The organism is Rhizobium sp. RU35A (assembly GCF_900156005.1).
Classification (GTDB): domain Bacteria; phylum Pseudomonadota; class Alphaproteobacteria; order Rhizobiales; family Rhizobiaceae; genus Neorhizobium; species Neorhizobium straminoryzae.
Genome location: NZ_FTMR01000007.1, coordinates 64,080 through 77,269, shown reverse-complemented (window position 1 = coordinate 77,269; position 13,190 = coordinate 64,080). Strand labels below are relative to the sequence as shown.

The following is a 13,190-nucleotide window of genomic DNA, read 5'->3' as shown; positions in this document are numbered from 1 at the left end:
TCTCGCCCGTTCGAATTATGGCAAAAAAGTGGTGCGGAGCGCGGTTTTGCGGTTGCGAAGATGAAGCGTCATTAATATACGGTTACAGCCTCGTGCGCAGATCGCGCAGGCGTGCCATCGGAGAGACCATGGAAGACAGTCTTCAGAAGTCCTGCTGGGGAGTGACCGTCAAGGCGCTCGCAGGTTTCGCCGCCATCGTTGCACTCGCCTATCTCTGCGGCACCTTCTGAGACATCGGCGTCCTGACAGGCGTTTTGCTCCATTGCGACCGGAAACAGCGGTACTGTCGCATCCGCTTCATCGCGTGTCGGAGCGTCGCCGGACTTGTGCCTTTCGCATGTCTAGGTTTTGTGCGATCTGACTTGAACAGAATTCAGGATCGCGCGCCATGTTTCTCTCCGTATTCGATGTTTTCAAGATTGGCGTTGGCCCCTCCAGCTCCCACACCATGGGGCCGATGTCGGCGGCCAACCGCTTTCTGGATCTGATCGTGTCAGATGAATGGCCCCGGCCGAAAGGTGCTGCGGTGCGGCATCTGAAGGTCAGCCTGCACGGATCACTCGCCTTTACGGGCATCGGGCATGGAACGGGCAGGGCCGTGATCCTCGGCCTGATGGGCGAGGCACCCGATAGCGTTGATCCGGACCGGATGGAGGAGATCCTGGAGACCGTGGAGCGGCAGGGGCAGGTGACGCCACCCGGCCATCCGCATTACGTCTTCCAGCCGAAGGACGATCTGGTCTACGACAAGAAGGTGCCGCTCTCCGGCCATGCCAATGGCATGCGTTTTTCCGCACATGACAAGGATGGTCGCCTGCTGTTGTCGCGGATCTATTATTCGATCGGCGGCGGCTTCGTGGTGACGGACACCGAACTGGAGGCCATGCGGGGCCAGCAGGCAAAGTCCGCCGACAGGGTGCCCTATCCGTTTGCCTCGGCCCGCGAGATGCTGGACATGGCCCGCAGGTCCGGGCTTGGCATTGCCGCGATGAAGCGCGCCAACGAACTCACCAAGATGAGTGCCGCGGAACTGGACGAGGGGCTGGACCGCATCTGGGCGGCGATGAACAGCTGCATCGACCGGGGTCTGAAGGTTGAAGGCATCATGCCCGGCGGGCTCAAGGTCAAGCGTCGCGCCAAGGCGATCCATGACAAGCTGACGGACGAATGGCGCAGCAACCGGCTGAACCCGCTTCTCGCCAATGACTGGCTGAGCGTCTATGCGATGGCCGTCAACGAGGAAAACGCAGGCGGCGGGCGTGTCGTCACCGCGCCGACCAACGGGGCGGCCGGCGTCATTCCGGCCACCATCCGCTACTTCCTGCATTTTCACGAGGATGCCACCGTGGATGACATCCGCACCTTCCTGCTGACGGCGGCGGCCGTCGGCGGCATCATCAAGCACAATGCCTCGATCTCGGGTGCGGAAGTCGGCTGTCAGGGCGAGGTGGGTTCGGCGGCGGCCATGGCGGCGGCGGGGCTGGCGGCCGTGATGGGCGGCTCGCCGGAGCAGATCGAGAATGCGGCCGAAATAGCCCTCGAGCATCATCTCGGCATGACCTGTGATCCCGTCGCCGGCCTCGTGCAGGTCCCGTGCATCGAACGCAATGCACTGGGCGCCGTGAAGGCTGTCACGGCGGCGTCGCTCGCCATCAAGGGGGACGGCACCCATTTCGTGCCGCTTGATGCGGCGATCGAGACCATGCGCCAGACCGGCCATGACATGAGCGAAAAGTACAAGGAAACATCGACCGGAGGCCTTGCCGTCAACGTGGTCGAATGTTGAAGCGCGGCCTTGAGGTTTCATCTTGACCTTGCGGCCTGAAACCGCTTCAAGCAGGCCATGGCACTCCATCTGATCAAGCTCTGCGTCGGCGCCGATTCCCTTCAGGACCTTCGGGACTGGGTGAACGAGCGCTCTATCACGGCAATCGCCGCCGGCCTCGAGCCTCACACCACCCATGTGACGCGCATGGTGCCGAAGCGGGTGGAAGAACTGCTGGATGGCGGATCGCTCTACTGGGTGATCAAGGGGCAGGTGGCTGCGCGCCAACCGCTCCTCGACATCCAGACCACCACGGGCGCGGATGGCATTGCCCGTTGCGTGCTGGTGCTCTCGCCGCAGATCATCGAGACAGCGCCGCAGCCCAAGCGGCCCTTCCAGGGCTGGCGTTACTACAAGCAGGAGGATGTGCCGCGCGATCTGGGTGCCGTTGGCGAGGATCTTGCGGAGATGCCGGAGCATCTGAGACGCGAACTGGCTGATCTCGGCCTGCTCTGAGCGGTTTCCCCGCCTGCGGCATCTTGTACGTCGCCCGGTTCTCGTCGGACCCGGGCTGCGAGCGCAGGACAGTTCCTGCGCCGCTGTGTCGGCAGGCATCCGGCGGAACGCATACAGCCCTGCGCCGTTTGGATTGCATCAACGAAGCTTCATGTAGATCGGCGCGCGGCCGGCGCGGGCAGAAACATGCAGATGAATCTGCGCTTCCGGCTGGGAGTGGCGCCAGGCACGCGCCCCGTGGCAGAGAAGCATGCCGACGAGGTCGCGCGTGCGCTCGCGCGGCTTGGGAATACCCATGCCGGCCAGCCGCATCGCGGCCTCGTGCAGCGGGTGAAGCGCACCCTGCATCAGCTTACCCTTTGCCCCTTCGGGCAGATGGAAGTCGATGTTGTTTTCATTCATTGCCATGACGACCTCGTAACGCAAAAACAATCGAGGAGCAGGATCGGGCGGTTCACACCGCCCGGACGGGCCGGCACTGCCGGCCCATCGTGACCGGTTACTGCTGGGCAGCCCAGCACTGTACGCCCTTCTTCTTCAGGGCATTGCAGGCATTGACGGCGGACTTCTGGTCATCGAAACCGCCGAAGCGTGCGCGGTAGACCTGCGAGCCGCCGGTATTGACGGCAACGGCGAAGGGCGTGGCGGAGCGAAGCGCGTGGCCAACCTTGCCCTGCGCGCTTTCCAGCATGTCCATCGCGCGGTCCTTGCTGTCGGATACGCCGATCTGGACGACCCAGCCTTCCGGTAGTTTCTGGGTGGCAGAGGCGCGGGTCGAGGCCGTCGTCAGCTTGTCGGTGACAACCGGCTCCTCGTCACGAGAAGCCATCTGCCGGGCTGGCTCCGGCGCACGGGGCGGGGCGGTAACGGACGGACGGCTCATCGCGGCAGCGACGGCTGCGGCCGCGCCCTGCGACGTCGGCTCTGCGGCATAGGCGGAGGCGCCGGCAAGCTTTTCCTGGGGCATGCGGGCGCTTGGGGCCGGCGCGCTGGTCGGCAACTCGGCTTCGGCCACCACTTCGGTCACGGCCGCGCGAATGCCGGGTTGCGGCTGGACAGGAACGGGGACCGATGCGGCGGCCGGCGGCGGAGCGACACTGCGCGCCTGGGCGATCAGGTTGCTGGTGGCACCCTTGGATGCCTTCGGCAGGTAGGTCGCGACGAGCTTGCGCATCTGCGCGTCACGCGATGCGGAACTGCTGCCACCGAGGACCACGCCGACAATGGAACGACCATCGAGTTCTGCGGAGGTGGCCAGGTTGAAGCCGGCGGCGCGGGTATAGCCGGTCTTGATGCCGTCGACGCCACGCACCGTTCCGACAAGGCGGTTGTGATTGCCGATGGTCTGCTTGCCGAACTTGAAGACCCGGGTGGAGAAGTAACCGTAATATTGCGGGAAGTGCTGGCGAAGCGCGATGCCGAGGCGGGCTTGGTCGCGCGCCGTGGTCATCTGTGCGGTGTTTGGCAGGCCGTTGGCGTTGCGATAGGTCGTGCGCGTCATGCCGAGTGCGCGGGCCTTCGTGGTCATCATCTGGGCAAAGCGATCTTCCGAACCGCCGACCCGTTCGGCCAGCGCCGTTGCCATGTCGTTGGCGGAGCGGGTAACCAGGGCAAGGATCGCCTGCTCGACGGTGACGGCCCCGCCCGGACGAACACCGAGCTTCGACGGCGGCTGGGACGCGGCATGGGCGGAAACGGGAACCGGCGAATCAAGGGTCAGCCGACCGGATTCGAGCGCCTCGAAGGTGAGATAGAGTGTCATCATCTTCGTCAGCGACGCGGGATAGCGAAGCGAATCGGCGTCCTCGCTGTAGAGGACCTTGCCGGTCTTCGCATCGACCACGATGCCGGCATATTTCGGATCGGCAGCCGCAGGCTCTATGCCGAGCAGCATCATTGCCATCAAGACTACGACCAAACCAGCGGCATTTTTGATTATCGAGGCACCATCCCGGGACCAGGATGTTGTGTTGACCCTATTCAGCACAGCGGCACTCACTCATTGCATGTTATTGTTATCCGGGCGCATCCCCGGCAGCATCCGTTTGCGGCACCTTAAGGGGACAGCGTTACCAAGTGGTTTATGATGAACGCCAGGTTACGATTTTCGCCGGCAATTTACCGCTCGTTGGCGTGCGCCCGGATCGGCTTGCTCGCCTTTTGCGTGTCGAAGGCGGCGTGAATGTGGTGAGGTCGGGATTTTCGGGACGGGAGTCGGGTGACGCGCTCCCGGGGGCGGAGCGCGGTGAGGCGCCCCCAAACGCAGATGCGGCCTTGTGGCCGCATCTCACAGTCTCGTTCATGAACTTGGGCGATCAGTCAGCGGCGCACGCTGCTGACTGCCGTGGCGCGGCCGTCCTGCAGGCGCACCCAGCGTGCGGGATCATCCGCTGACTGGCGCTTGAGATAGGTGTATTCCGTTTCAGACCAGAGCATTACGCGGTTGCGCATGTTGTCGAGCACGAAATCGCCGCGATCGGTGCGGACAGTCAGGACAGCATGGCCTTCGCCATTCGGCTGCAGAACCACGGTCATCAGCAGGTCCGAGGCGTCAAAGCCCTCTTCTATCAGCATCTTGCGCTTGAGAAGGGCGAAGTCCTCGCAGTCGCCGGCGGTTGTCGGATAGGTCCAGCGCTCCTCCACCCCGTAGAGTTCCTGGTCGGTCGCCGGCTGGATGGTGGTGTTGACGGTGTAGTTGACGTCGAGAATCTTGCGCCACTTCTCTTCGGTCAGAACCAGCGGCCCGGCATCGCCCGAGGTGCGCCGGCACTCGCTCGGATAGTTCTGACAGAATTCGTAATGGCCGATCGGCGGATTGGCTGTGGCGGTAATGCGCATGCTGCCGGCAAAGGCAAAGGCCGACTGGCTGGACAGAAGTGTCAGGCACAGGGCGGCAATGCCAGTGCCGATGGGTCGTATGTGCAACATGCATGGTTTCTCCGTGGGTGGAAAAACCATGCCATACGGGGTTTGACTGACCGCCAAATTCCATAGTCAAAACAAGGGCTTGTTTTAGTCGAATACCATTCGAAAGAGCGCAAAATTCGCCTCGATTGCGCTGAAAATCCAATCTGTATTCGCCTAAAATGCGGAGCGAAATTTCGGCAAGTTTGAATCAGTTTGCGATGATTTGCGCCGAAGGACCTGATTCTCTTTCGCTTTTTTTATGCGAGGCCTCGTTGCCGGACGCTCTGTTCTGCCTTCCGTCGCGGTGTTGGTCAGCCTTCCGAGGCCATGCCGGTGACGTGTCAGGCGACAAGATGGCGATGCCTGCCGCTTTTTCCGGCCTTTTTCGCCTTCAAAAAAATGTGCTGGATCGGGATCATTTTGGGGGAGGGCTGGCGGATGTTACGGTCAGCGAACGCAAACAGCCGGCAGACAAGGTCCGCCGGCTGCCCATTCTGGTTATCTCCATAAAATCAGAAGAAGCCGCGCAGGCTTTCCCGCGTCTGGACGCTGGCGAATTCCACGGCCACGCCTTCCGCGAAATGTCTGACCACGCGGCCGCGCAGATGATTGAGCGAAACCGGTGTGCCGATCGGCGGGCGAACGTCGATGTCGAGCGCGGCACCCGACAGCGACAGGTCGACCAGACGGCAGGGGTAGCGCATGCCATCGGGCAGCGTCAGTTCGGCTCGGGTAATGCGGGGCGCCAGGCGATCGTGACGGCGATCCTCGGCCAGGCCAAGTTCATGCCGATTGGCAAGCCAGGTCAGTTGTGCGGCAAGCTTCTCGCGCTTCCGGTCCGTTGCATTGATCGACATGATAAAGCCATCATGGGTCAGTTGCAGGACATGACCCTCAATGCGGCCAAGATGGTCAAGATAAGCGATGACGCGCTCGGCGGGCGAGGGCGTGCCAACGCAGGACATCACCACATCGCCCGGCGACATGTCGCTCGCCGTGCAGGGATATTCCTCATGGTTCGCCAGCATCAGGCGGCCCGGCATGTTGACCGAGACCCGCTGGAACTGTCGCTGCGGCATCGTCTGTGCCGTCGCCGGGGTGTTCTGGGCCGAGAACATCGCTGACTTTCGTCGGTTGCATCGATCCGAACAGATAGCGCTCGATACGTTAACATCCGGTTCCGTGGGCGAGGCAGGTGCTCGCATGCAACCGACGAGATCGGTCACGAACAGCAAGCGGCCCGCCCGGGCGACATTCGGGCGGGCCGTATGCGAGGATGCCGTGCTGCGTTCGGCAGGATCAGCCTTCGATGCGCACCGACAGTCCATCGGGACGATAGACAGGCGTCAGCGTATGCCCGTCCAGTGTGATCTTGTCGAAGGTGCCGACGAAATTGGCGGCGCGGATGACCGGGATTTCATCGCCCTTGGTCGGCTTGTAGCCGGCAGCAGGGACAAGTTCGAGGGTGCCGCCTTCGATTGCGGCGCCATTGGCGGCGGTAATGCCGCCATCCTTGCCGGAAACGGTGACCTCGAGACGGCCTGACTTGCGCACCGTCAGGCTGCCGCCGAGCCAGAGATCCCTGCTCGCCACAGCGAGGCCGCCGCCGGCGATGTACAGGTCACCCTTGCCGAAGGCCGTCGGCGATGCGGCGACCAGCAGCCCGCCGTTGACGACCACGCCGCCGGCAAAGCTGTTGTTGCCGGACAGGATCAGGCTGCCGCTGCCATCCTTGGTCAGCTTGCCTGCGCCGGAAATATCGTTTTTCCAGCTGTCGGCGGCGTTGAAGCCGCCCTTGGCCGCGTCCATGACCACCGCTACATCGCCGTCGAAGCTGGCATAGCCGTCGGCAGCGGCAAACAGGTTGAGGCGGCCCCACCCTTCCGCATCGCTCATGATCGGGAATCCGGAAGGCAGAGCGGTGCTCTTCAGCACGACGCGGCGCTGTTCGGCGGTGAGATAGGGCAGGCGGGTTTCCAGCAGCACTTCCGCTCCCTTCGGCACCACGACCGGCGCCCCGCTTGCGCCGATTTTCGGCAGGCCATAGGTGAAGCGGGGCTGGACGAAGGCGGCGTTTTCTTCCCGATCCGCGAAGCGATCAGCCGATGCAGGAGCGGAGTGGGCGCGTGCCAGGAGGTCGGCGAAGCCCGTCGATCCGGTCTGCTTCTGCAGGAAGCTCTGCGTCTGTGCATAGGCTTCCTGCTTGAGTGTCGCATAGTCCGAGCGGTTCAGATTGTAGGAGACGACGGCAAGGGCCTGCATGCGGCCGCCGATCACGTCAAAAGGCTGGTGCATGCCGGCATGGATGCGGTTCTCGCCCATGCGAACGGCGCGGGTGATCATTTCCTGATAACGCTGCGGCACGAGATAGGCCATCACAAGAGCATCGCGCCAGGCTTCCGCAGTGTGACCGCTCGGGAAGCCCCCGTCACCAGCCGGCTTGTCGCTCTTGGCGGGCACCAGCTGTGGCACGACGCGCACCTTGTCGCTCCAGCGATAGGGGCGGGCATATTTGAAATAGCGCTTGGCCGGTTCGGTCGAACCATCGGCGCTGCCGGCATCCACAAGATCCACGGCCTTGCCCATGTCGGTATTGCCCTTGGCGCTGCCGACGCCGCGATTGTTGCCCTTGTCGTCATATTTGACGGTCGTCGCATCGGCCGGCATCCCGGTGATCGTCGTGGTTTGCTGAACGCCCTTGCGCCACGCATCCGCCAGCGGGCCAAGGCCATCGGTCATGCTGACGCTTTTGCCGCGGCGATCGTCCAGATAGGCTTCCAGATCGTCTTCCGGCGTGTTGGCCGTTGTGGTCTTTATCACATAATCCAGATTGGCGGCGTGCACTTCCGGATGCTTCATCGTGCCGTCGGTTGCGCTGCGCGGCAGCCCGTCCCAGTCGGACTTCGCCACGGCGGGGCAGCCGTCCTTGGCTGGTGCGTCCTGGTCTGCATCAACGAACGGGCTGCGCGGCGTCCAAAGATCGAGGAAGCCGGACAGCAGGCGTACGCCGGCATTGGTTTCCAGCGTGGCGTGGCAGGCATCACCGCGCTGGTTGGTGGCGCCGAGATCGACATAGGCCGGAACACCGGCCGGCGGCGGCGCGCTGTCGGCATGGCCGACACCTGCCGGCGGGGCCGGCAGCACGATCGAATCGGCAAGCGCCGGGGTCAGGGCTGTCGCCAGCAACAGGCTGGCCGTGAGGGACAAGAGAACGCAGCGGTTCATCAAGAACTGTTCCTTCAGGTTTGCGGGTGCCGGCGGGTGGCAGCCTCGCGGAGCATCAGCGTCGAACCGAGCGGCGCCGGAGGGAGGAGGCCGCACGGCCGATGGCGTCCGCATCAATCTTGTGCGCTGCGGCATGGCGCTTAGTGGATTGCTGCGACAGTTTTCTGACAACCCTGATGTTTTCCCCGATTTCTTTGGGCAAGGCCCACTGCCTTGTGATGCTGTCCGGGTTTTCGCTGAAGGGGGCCTCATGTATGTCTGGGTACTGAAGGAAAGGCTGAAGGCTCATGGATGATTCCCGTCACACCTCGCCGGACGGCGGTGAACCGCCCCGTCGCAACACGCTGCCCGAGGCCGGTGCCGACCAGAGCGGACAAAGCGAGCCACCGCGCTGGCGTCCGCCGCCACAGCCGGCCTTCAATCTTCCGACCGCGCTGACTGTAACGCTTGCCCTGCTCATTCTGCTCTATCTGGTCGACGCTTACGTGCTCAACGAGGACGCGCGCGGCCTTGTGCTGTTCGAACTCGCCTTTACCCCTCTGCGCTATGTCTATCCGCTCGGACAGCAGGGGCTCGAATGGCTGTGGACGCCAGTGACCTATTCCCTGCTGCACGGGGGTGTCGAGCATATCGTGTTCAACAGCCTCTGGCTGACGGCGTTCGGGGCACCTGTGGTGCGCCGCATCGGCACGGTTCGCTACGTCCTGTTCTGGATGACATCCGCGGCGGCGGCGGCATTTTTCCATGCAGCGCTCAACTGGGGGCAGGAGACGCTGCTGATCGGTGCCTCCGGCGTGGTGTCCGCACTCATGGGAGCGGCCTGCCGTTTTGCCTTTCCGAAGGAGGGGGGCGGCATGCGGCGGATGAAGGCCCATGTGCTGCCGCGTCAGGGCATCGTCGGGGCGCTTCGCAACCGTACCGTTCTGGTCTTCACGCTGCTGTGGTTCTTCGGCAACGTGCTGATTGCGTTCGGTCTGCCGCTTGTCGGATCCGACATGGGGGCGATCGCCTGGGATGCGCATATCGGCGGTTTCCTGTTCGGCTATCTGCTGTTTGGCCTGTTCGATCCGTTACCGTCTGAATCAGAAATTGCTTAAACATCCGGAAAACCCCGGCTTTCAGCTGTTGCAAAGCCGCACGACTGCGCGCACCATCTTCTGACGGAGGGGCGGCCTTGGGTGGGAGTTGAAGGGGCGGCGCCTCCAGGACACTGGCCATAGGAGGAATGAATGCCTGTTTCCGTCAAAAACATGCTGGATGCCAAGGGACGCAACGTCGTTTCCGTCTCGCGTGAGAAGACGATCGCCGAAGTGGCGGCGATCCTGCACGAAAACCGTATCGGTGCGGTGGTCGTCACCAGTCTCGAAGGGCGAATCGCCGGCATTTTCACGGAGCGCGATCTGGTGCGGGGCGTGGCGGAAGGTGGCGCTGCCGTGCTGGACAAACCGGTCTCGTCCGTCATGACCACCAATGTGACGCGCTGCCGCGAGGAAACCACCCTCAACGAACTGATGGAAGTGATGAGCAGCGGCCGCTTCCGCCACGTCCCGGTCGAGGATGCCGGCAAGCTCGTCGGCATCATCTCGATCGGTGATATCGTCAAGGCGCGCATTCGCGAAGTGGAGGCCGAGAGCGAGCAGATGCTGGCCTATATCGCCGGCTGAGGCTGCACTGCCGTCCATAAGATACCTGTCGGACGCGTCGCGCCGACAGGTGTCTGGGTTGCCGTTCATGAGACACGCGGCCTGGAGCAGTTCCAGCGAACGTGGGGACCGGTTTCGCGTCAGGAATTGCGTAGAGCGAAAAAGATAGAGGGTTTCGGGCGATTCCGTTTTCGCCGGAAACGTTCTAGGTCGCGAAAACGTCCTGCATCCGCTTCAGCTCGGTGATGCGGGTGCGGGCTTCCTGGTAGCCACGGTCGATGATTTCGCCGGCGCGGTGAAATTCCGACAGGCCGATATCGCTGAGCCGCGGATGCAGGGCAAGATCCGGCGGATCGCCGGCGAGGCGTGCCCGCGAAATGCGCTCCTGGATGATGTTGAAGGCCTGCACCATCACCCCCGTCATGCCGATATTGGCTTCGCGCACCCGCGTATGCTGCCCCTGCACGATGGGCTGCACGCTGGCACTGTGCTTGACCACGGCAGAGCGGCCGAATATGTCATAGTTGAGGTTGACGGCGACGACGAGCGGCTGCTCGTAGGCGCGGCAGACGGAGGTTGGAACGGGATTGACCAGCGCCCCGTCCACAAGCGTGCGGTTGTTGCACTTCACCGGCTCGAAGATGCCGGGCAGCGCGTAGGACGCGCGCATGCCCGTGATCAGCGAACCATTGGTGATCCACACCTCGTGGCCGGTATTGAGCTCGGTGGAAACGGCGACGAAGGGCCGGTCGAGATCCTCGATCGCAATGTCTTCGAGATCCTCCTGCATGCGCTTGGTGAGCCGCATGCCGCCAAACAGGCCGCCGCCGCCAATCGTCAGATCGAGAAGCCCCGCGATACGCCGCATGGTGAGCGAGCGGGCAAAGCCTTCGAGCTGGTCCAGCTTCCCGGCCAGGTAGCAGCCCCCAACGAGTGCGCCGATCGAGGTGCCGGCGATCATGCCGACCTCGATGTCCGCTTCCTCCAGGGCACGCAACACACCGATATGGGCCCAGCCGCGTGCGGCACCGCCGCCCAGTGCCAGGGCGAGCTTGGCACGGCGTGGCGGGGTCGCGACTTGCGCCGGTGTTGCCGGCACCGCGGAGCCTGCCTCTGACTGTGCCAGTTGCGGTTCGGTTCTGTTCCAACTCCAGCTCAGCATGTGATGCCCCGCTCCTCCGGCTGAACGTCTCCCAGAGAGACATTCAGCGCCCGTTCCGGTTTAGAAACCGTTGATGCTTCGACGGTTACCGGAAAGAAGGCATTTTGCCTGCTCAGTGGGCACCCTCGCCATAGACGGCATGGGGATCAAAATGTCGCTGTTCATCGACGACTTCAAGGAGGGGGGCTCCGTCATCGATGCGGACGGCGCGATAAAAACACGAGCGGCGGCCGGTGTGGCAGCTGGCATCGTGGCCGGCGACCGAGACCTTCAGCAGAACGGCATCCTGGTCGCAGTCGGTCAGGACCTCGACGACCTTCTGCAGGTTTCCGGAGGTTTCGCCCTTCTTCCAGATCTTGCCACGGGAGCGGCTGTAATAATGGGCAATGCGGGTTTGAAGCGTCAGCGCCAGCGCCTCGCTGTTCATGTGCGCCAGCATCAGCACGGCCCCGTCGCGCGCGTCGGTCACCACAGCGGTTACCAGCCCCGCCTCATCGAAGCGCGGTGTGAAGGCGCCTTCGCCTTCGAGCACCGTCTTGTCGGCGGAGGGCGCGAGAAACTCGATCGTCATGCCAGATATCCTGTCAGTCGAGGAGGCGGGCGATCACCGCCGGATCATGGTGAGGAAGCGTGCCTGTTCCGCCGCATTGTTCTGGAACTCGCCCGTGAAGGTGGTGGTCAGGGTGGTCGAGCCCTGCTTCTGGATACCACGCATCGACATGCACATATGCTCCGCATCGATCATCACGGCGACGCCGCGCGGCTGCAGCACCTCCTGGATCGCGTGGGCGATCTGTGCCGTCATGGCCTCCTGCGTCTGCAGGCGGCGGCCATAGACATCGACCACACGGGCGATCTTGGAGAGGCCGAGCACGCGGCCCTTCGGCAGATAGGCGACATGCGCCTTGCCGATGATCGGCACCATGTGATGTTCGCAATGCGAGAAGAACGGGATGTCGCGCACCAGAACCATGTCGTCATAACCGGCAACCTCCTCGAAGGTGCGGCCCAGAATCTCTTCCGGCGTCTGCTCGTAGCCGGAGAACAGCTCCCGATAGGCGGCAGCCACACGCTTCGGCGTGTCGAGAAGGCCTTCACGGGTCGGATCGTCACCGGCCCAGCGCAGAAGCAGCCGCACGGCCTCTTCCGCTTCCTGCTGGGTGGGGCGAGCCTGTTTCTGGCCGGCAGGAAAATTCTTCACGATGGCGTCCATTTTATCGTCTCCTGATGCGGTTCAAGGCCGCACCTGACCAGCCTTCGGGTTGGCATGCGGATGGGCATGTCCGGCACCCCGATGAAGCGTTACGGGCTATCTGACCTGCCGGATCTTTTTTGACAAGACAGGCTTTCCTGCTTTCGCATGGCTTTGGGGCAAAACATTGCGTCTTGATGCCTGCGTGTTCGCCCCTCATATAGAGCGGAGTTCAAGCTTGCGCCAGCAGGGTGCAATTGACACAGTGTTCGCCTTGCGCGCCCCGCGCGAACCATTACGCCCGGCGCCAGAGACCCGTGAAGGCAGACCCGCATGGACGATATCTACAACAGCCGAATCCTGGAACTCGCCGGAAACATTCCGCTGACGGGCCCAATGGATGGGGCCGATGCCAGTTCGGAAAAGCATTCCAAGCTCTGTGGCTCCAGGGTGCGCGTGTTCCTGAAGATGCAGGACGGCGCCATCACCGCGTTTTCACATCAGGTCCGCGCCTGTGCCCTGGGGCAGGCCTCGTCTTCGGTCATGGCCCGCCACGTGGTGGGCGCGACAGCCGAAGAGGTGCGGGCGGCCCGCGAGGCGATGCTGGCCATGCTGAAGGAGGGCGGCGAAGGTCCTGACGGTCGCTTCGAGGAGATGCGCGTGCTGAAACCGGTCAAGGACTACAAGGCGCGTCATGCCTCGACCATGCTGACCTTCGATGCGGTGGTCGACTGTCTCGACCAGATCGAGGCCGGGCAGGTGGCAAGGGCGGGCTGACCC

General features: G+C 63.2%; 14 protein-coding genes. 5 read left to right on the top strand and 9 right to left on the bottom strand.

Translation table 11 applies throughout. The features are described 5' to 3' along the window. Window positions 1–388 precede the first annotated feature (388 nt). On the top strand, window positions 389–1,786 hold the full coding sequence (locus tag F3H95_RS16375; protein ID WP_149746782.1) for an L-serine ammonia-lyase: 1,398 nt from the start codon (window positions 389–391) through the stop codon (window positions 1,784–1,786). A 57-nt stretch (window positions 1,787–1,843) separates the two neighbouring features. Next, window positions 1,844–2,281: a DUF1489 family protein gene (locus F3H95_RS16370; protein ID WP_142880956.1), complete on the top strand. Its 438-nt coding sequence runs from the start codon at window positions 1,844–1,846 to the stop codon at window positions 2,279–2,281. Between the two features lie 138 nt (window positions 2,282–2,419). Here the strand turns inward: F3H95_RS16370 and F3H95_RS16365 are convergent, their stop codons facing one another. The 6 genes from F3H95_RS16365 to F3H95_RS16340 all read right to left on the bottom strand — a co-directional run bounded on the left by F3H95_RS16365 (window position 2,420) and on the right by F3H95_RS16340 (window position 8,702). Beyond that, a complete protein-coding gene (locus tag F3H95_RS16365) occupies window positions 2,420–2,689 on the bottom strand; it encodes a hypothetical protein (protein ID WP_142880955.1) in 270 nt (89 codons plus the stop codon). Window positions 2,690–2,780: 91 nt separating this feature from the next. Then, window positions 2,781–4,184, bottom strand: coding sequence for a serine hydrolase (locus F3H95_RS16360; RefSeq protein WP_149746781.1), 1,404 nt, complete (start codon window positions 4,182–4,184; stop codon window positions 2,781–2,783). A 416-nt stretch (window positions 4,185–4,600) separates the two neighbouring features. Continuing rightward, complete coding sequence (locus F3H95_RS16355; RefSeq protein ID WP_149746780.1) at window positions 4,601–5,209, bottom strand: transglutaminase-like cysteine peptidase; 609 nt, start codon at window positions 5,207–5,209, stop codon at window positions 4,601–4,603. Window positions 5,210–5,700: 491 nt separating this feature from the next. Further along, entirely contained in the window at window positions 5,701–6,306 is a 606-nt protein-coding gene (locus F3H95_RS16350; RefSeq protein ID WP_149746779.1) for a PilZ domain-containing protein, read from the bottom strand. Window positions 6,307–6,487: 181 nt separating this feature from the next. Continuing rightward, the gene (locus F3H95_RS16345; RefSeq protein ID WP_149746778.1) at window positions 6,488–8,413 is read right to left on the bottom strand and encodes a phosphatase PAP2 family protein; all 1,926 of its coding nucleotides are present in this window, start codon (window positions 8,411–8,413) and stop codon (window positions 6,488–6,490) included. Window positions 8,414–8,468: 55 nt separating this feature from the next. After that, the gene (locus F3H95_RS16340; protein WP_149746777.1) at window positions 8,469–8,702 is read right to left on the bottom strand and encodes a hypothetical protein; all 234 of its coding nucleotides are present in this window, start codon (window positions 8,700–8,702) and stop codon (window positions 8,469–8,471) included. Between F3H95_RS16340 and F3H95_RS16335 the strand changes: the two genes are divergently transcribed. Both F3H95_RS16335 and F3H95_RS16330 read left to right on the top strand, forming a co-directional pair. Beyond that, the gene (locus F3H95_RS16335; protein ID WP_149746776.1) at window positions 8,701–9,510 is read left to right on the top strand and encodes a rhomboid family intramembrane serine protease; all 810 of its coding nucleotides are present in this window, start codon (window positions 8,701–8,703) and stop codon (window positions 9,508–9,510) included. The genes F3H95_RS16340 and F3H95_RS16335 overlap by 2 nt on opposite strands. A 132-nt stretch (window positions 9,511–9,642) precedes the next feature. Further along, the gene (locus F3H95_RS16330) at window positions 9,643–10,077 is read left to right on the top strand and encodes a CBS domain-containing protein (RefSeq protein ID WP_149746775.1); all 435 of its coding nucleotides are present in this window, start codon (window positions 9,643–9,645) and stop codon (window positions 10,075–10,077) included. Window positions 10,078–10,261: 184 nt separating this feature from the next. Here F3H95_RS16330 and F3H95_RS16325 read toward each other — a convergent pair whose 3' ends face one another. The 3 genes from F3H95_RS16325 to folE all read right to left on the bottom strand — a co-directional run bounded on the left by F3H95_RS16325 (window position 10,262) and on the right by folE (window position 12,431). Beyond that, on the bottom strand, window positions 10,262–11,218 hold the full coding sequence (locus F3H95_RS16325) for a patatin-like phospholipase family protein (RefSeq protein ID WP_142880949.1): 957 nt from the start codon (window positions 11,216–11,218) through the stop codon (window positions 10,262–10,264). 112 nt (window positions 11,219–11,330) lie between these two features. Next, window positions 11,331–11,789, bottom strand: a complete 459-nt coding sequence (hisI, locus tag F3H95_RS16320; RefSeq protein WP_149746774.1) for a phosphoribosyl-AMP cyclohydrolase — start codon at window positions 11,787–11,789, stop codon at window positions 11,331–11,333. A gap of 33 nt (window positions 11,790–11,822) precedes the next feature. Beyond that, window positions 11,823–12,431 carry a GTP cyclohydrolase I FolE gene (gene folE, locus F3H95_RS16315; RefSeq protein WP_149746773.1) on the bottom strand — a complete coding sequence of 203 codons (609 nt, stop codon included), beginning with the start codon at window positions 12,429–12,431 and terminating at the stop codon, window positions 11,823–11,825. Window positions 12,432–12,743: 312 nt separating this feature from the next. Between folE and F3H95_RS16310 the strand changes: the two genes are divergently transcribed. After that, on the top strand, window positions 12,744–13,187 hold the full coding sequence (locus F3H95_RS16310; RefSeq protein WP_149746772.1) for an iron-sulfur cluster assembly scaffold protein: 444 nt from the start codon (window positions 12,744–12,746) through the stop codon (window positions 13,185–13,187). Window positions 13,188–13,190: the final 3 nt, after the last annotated feature.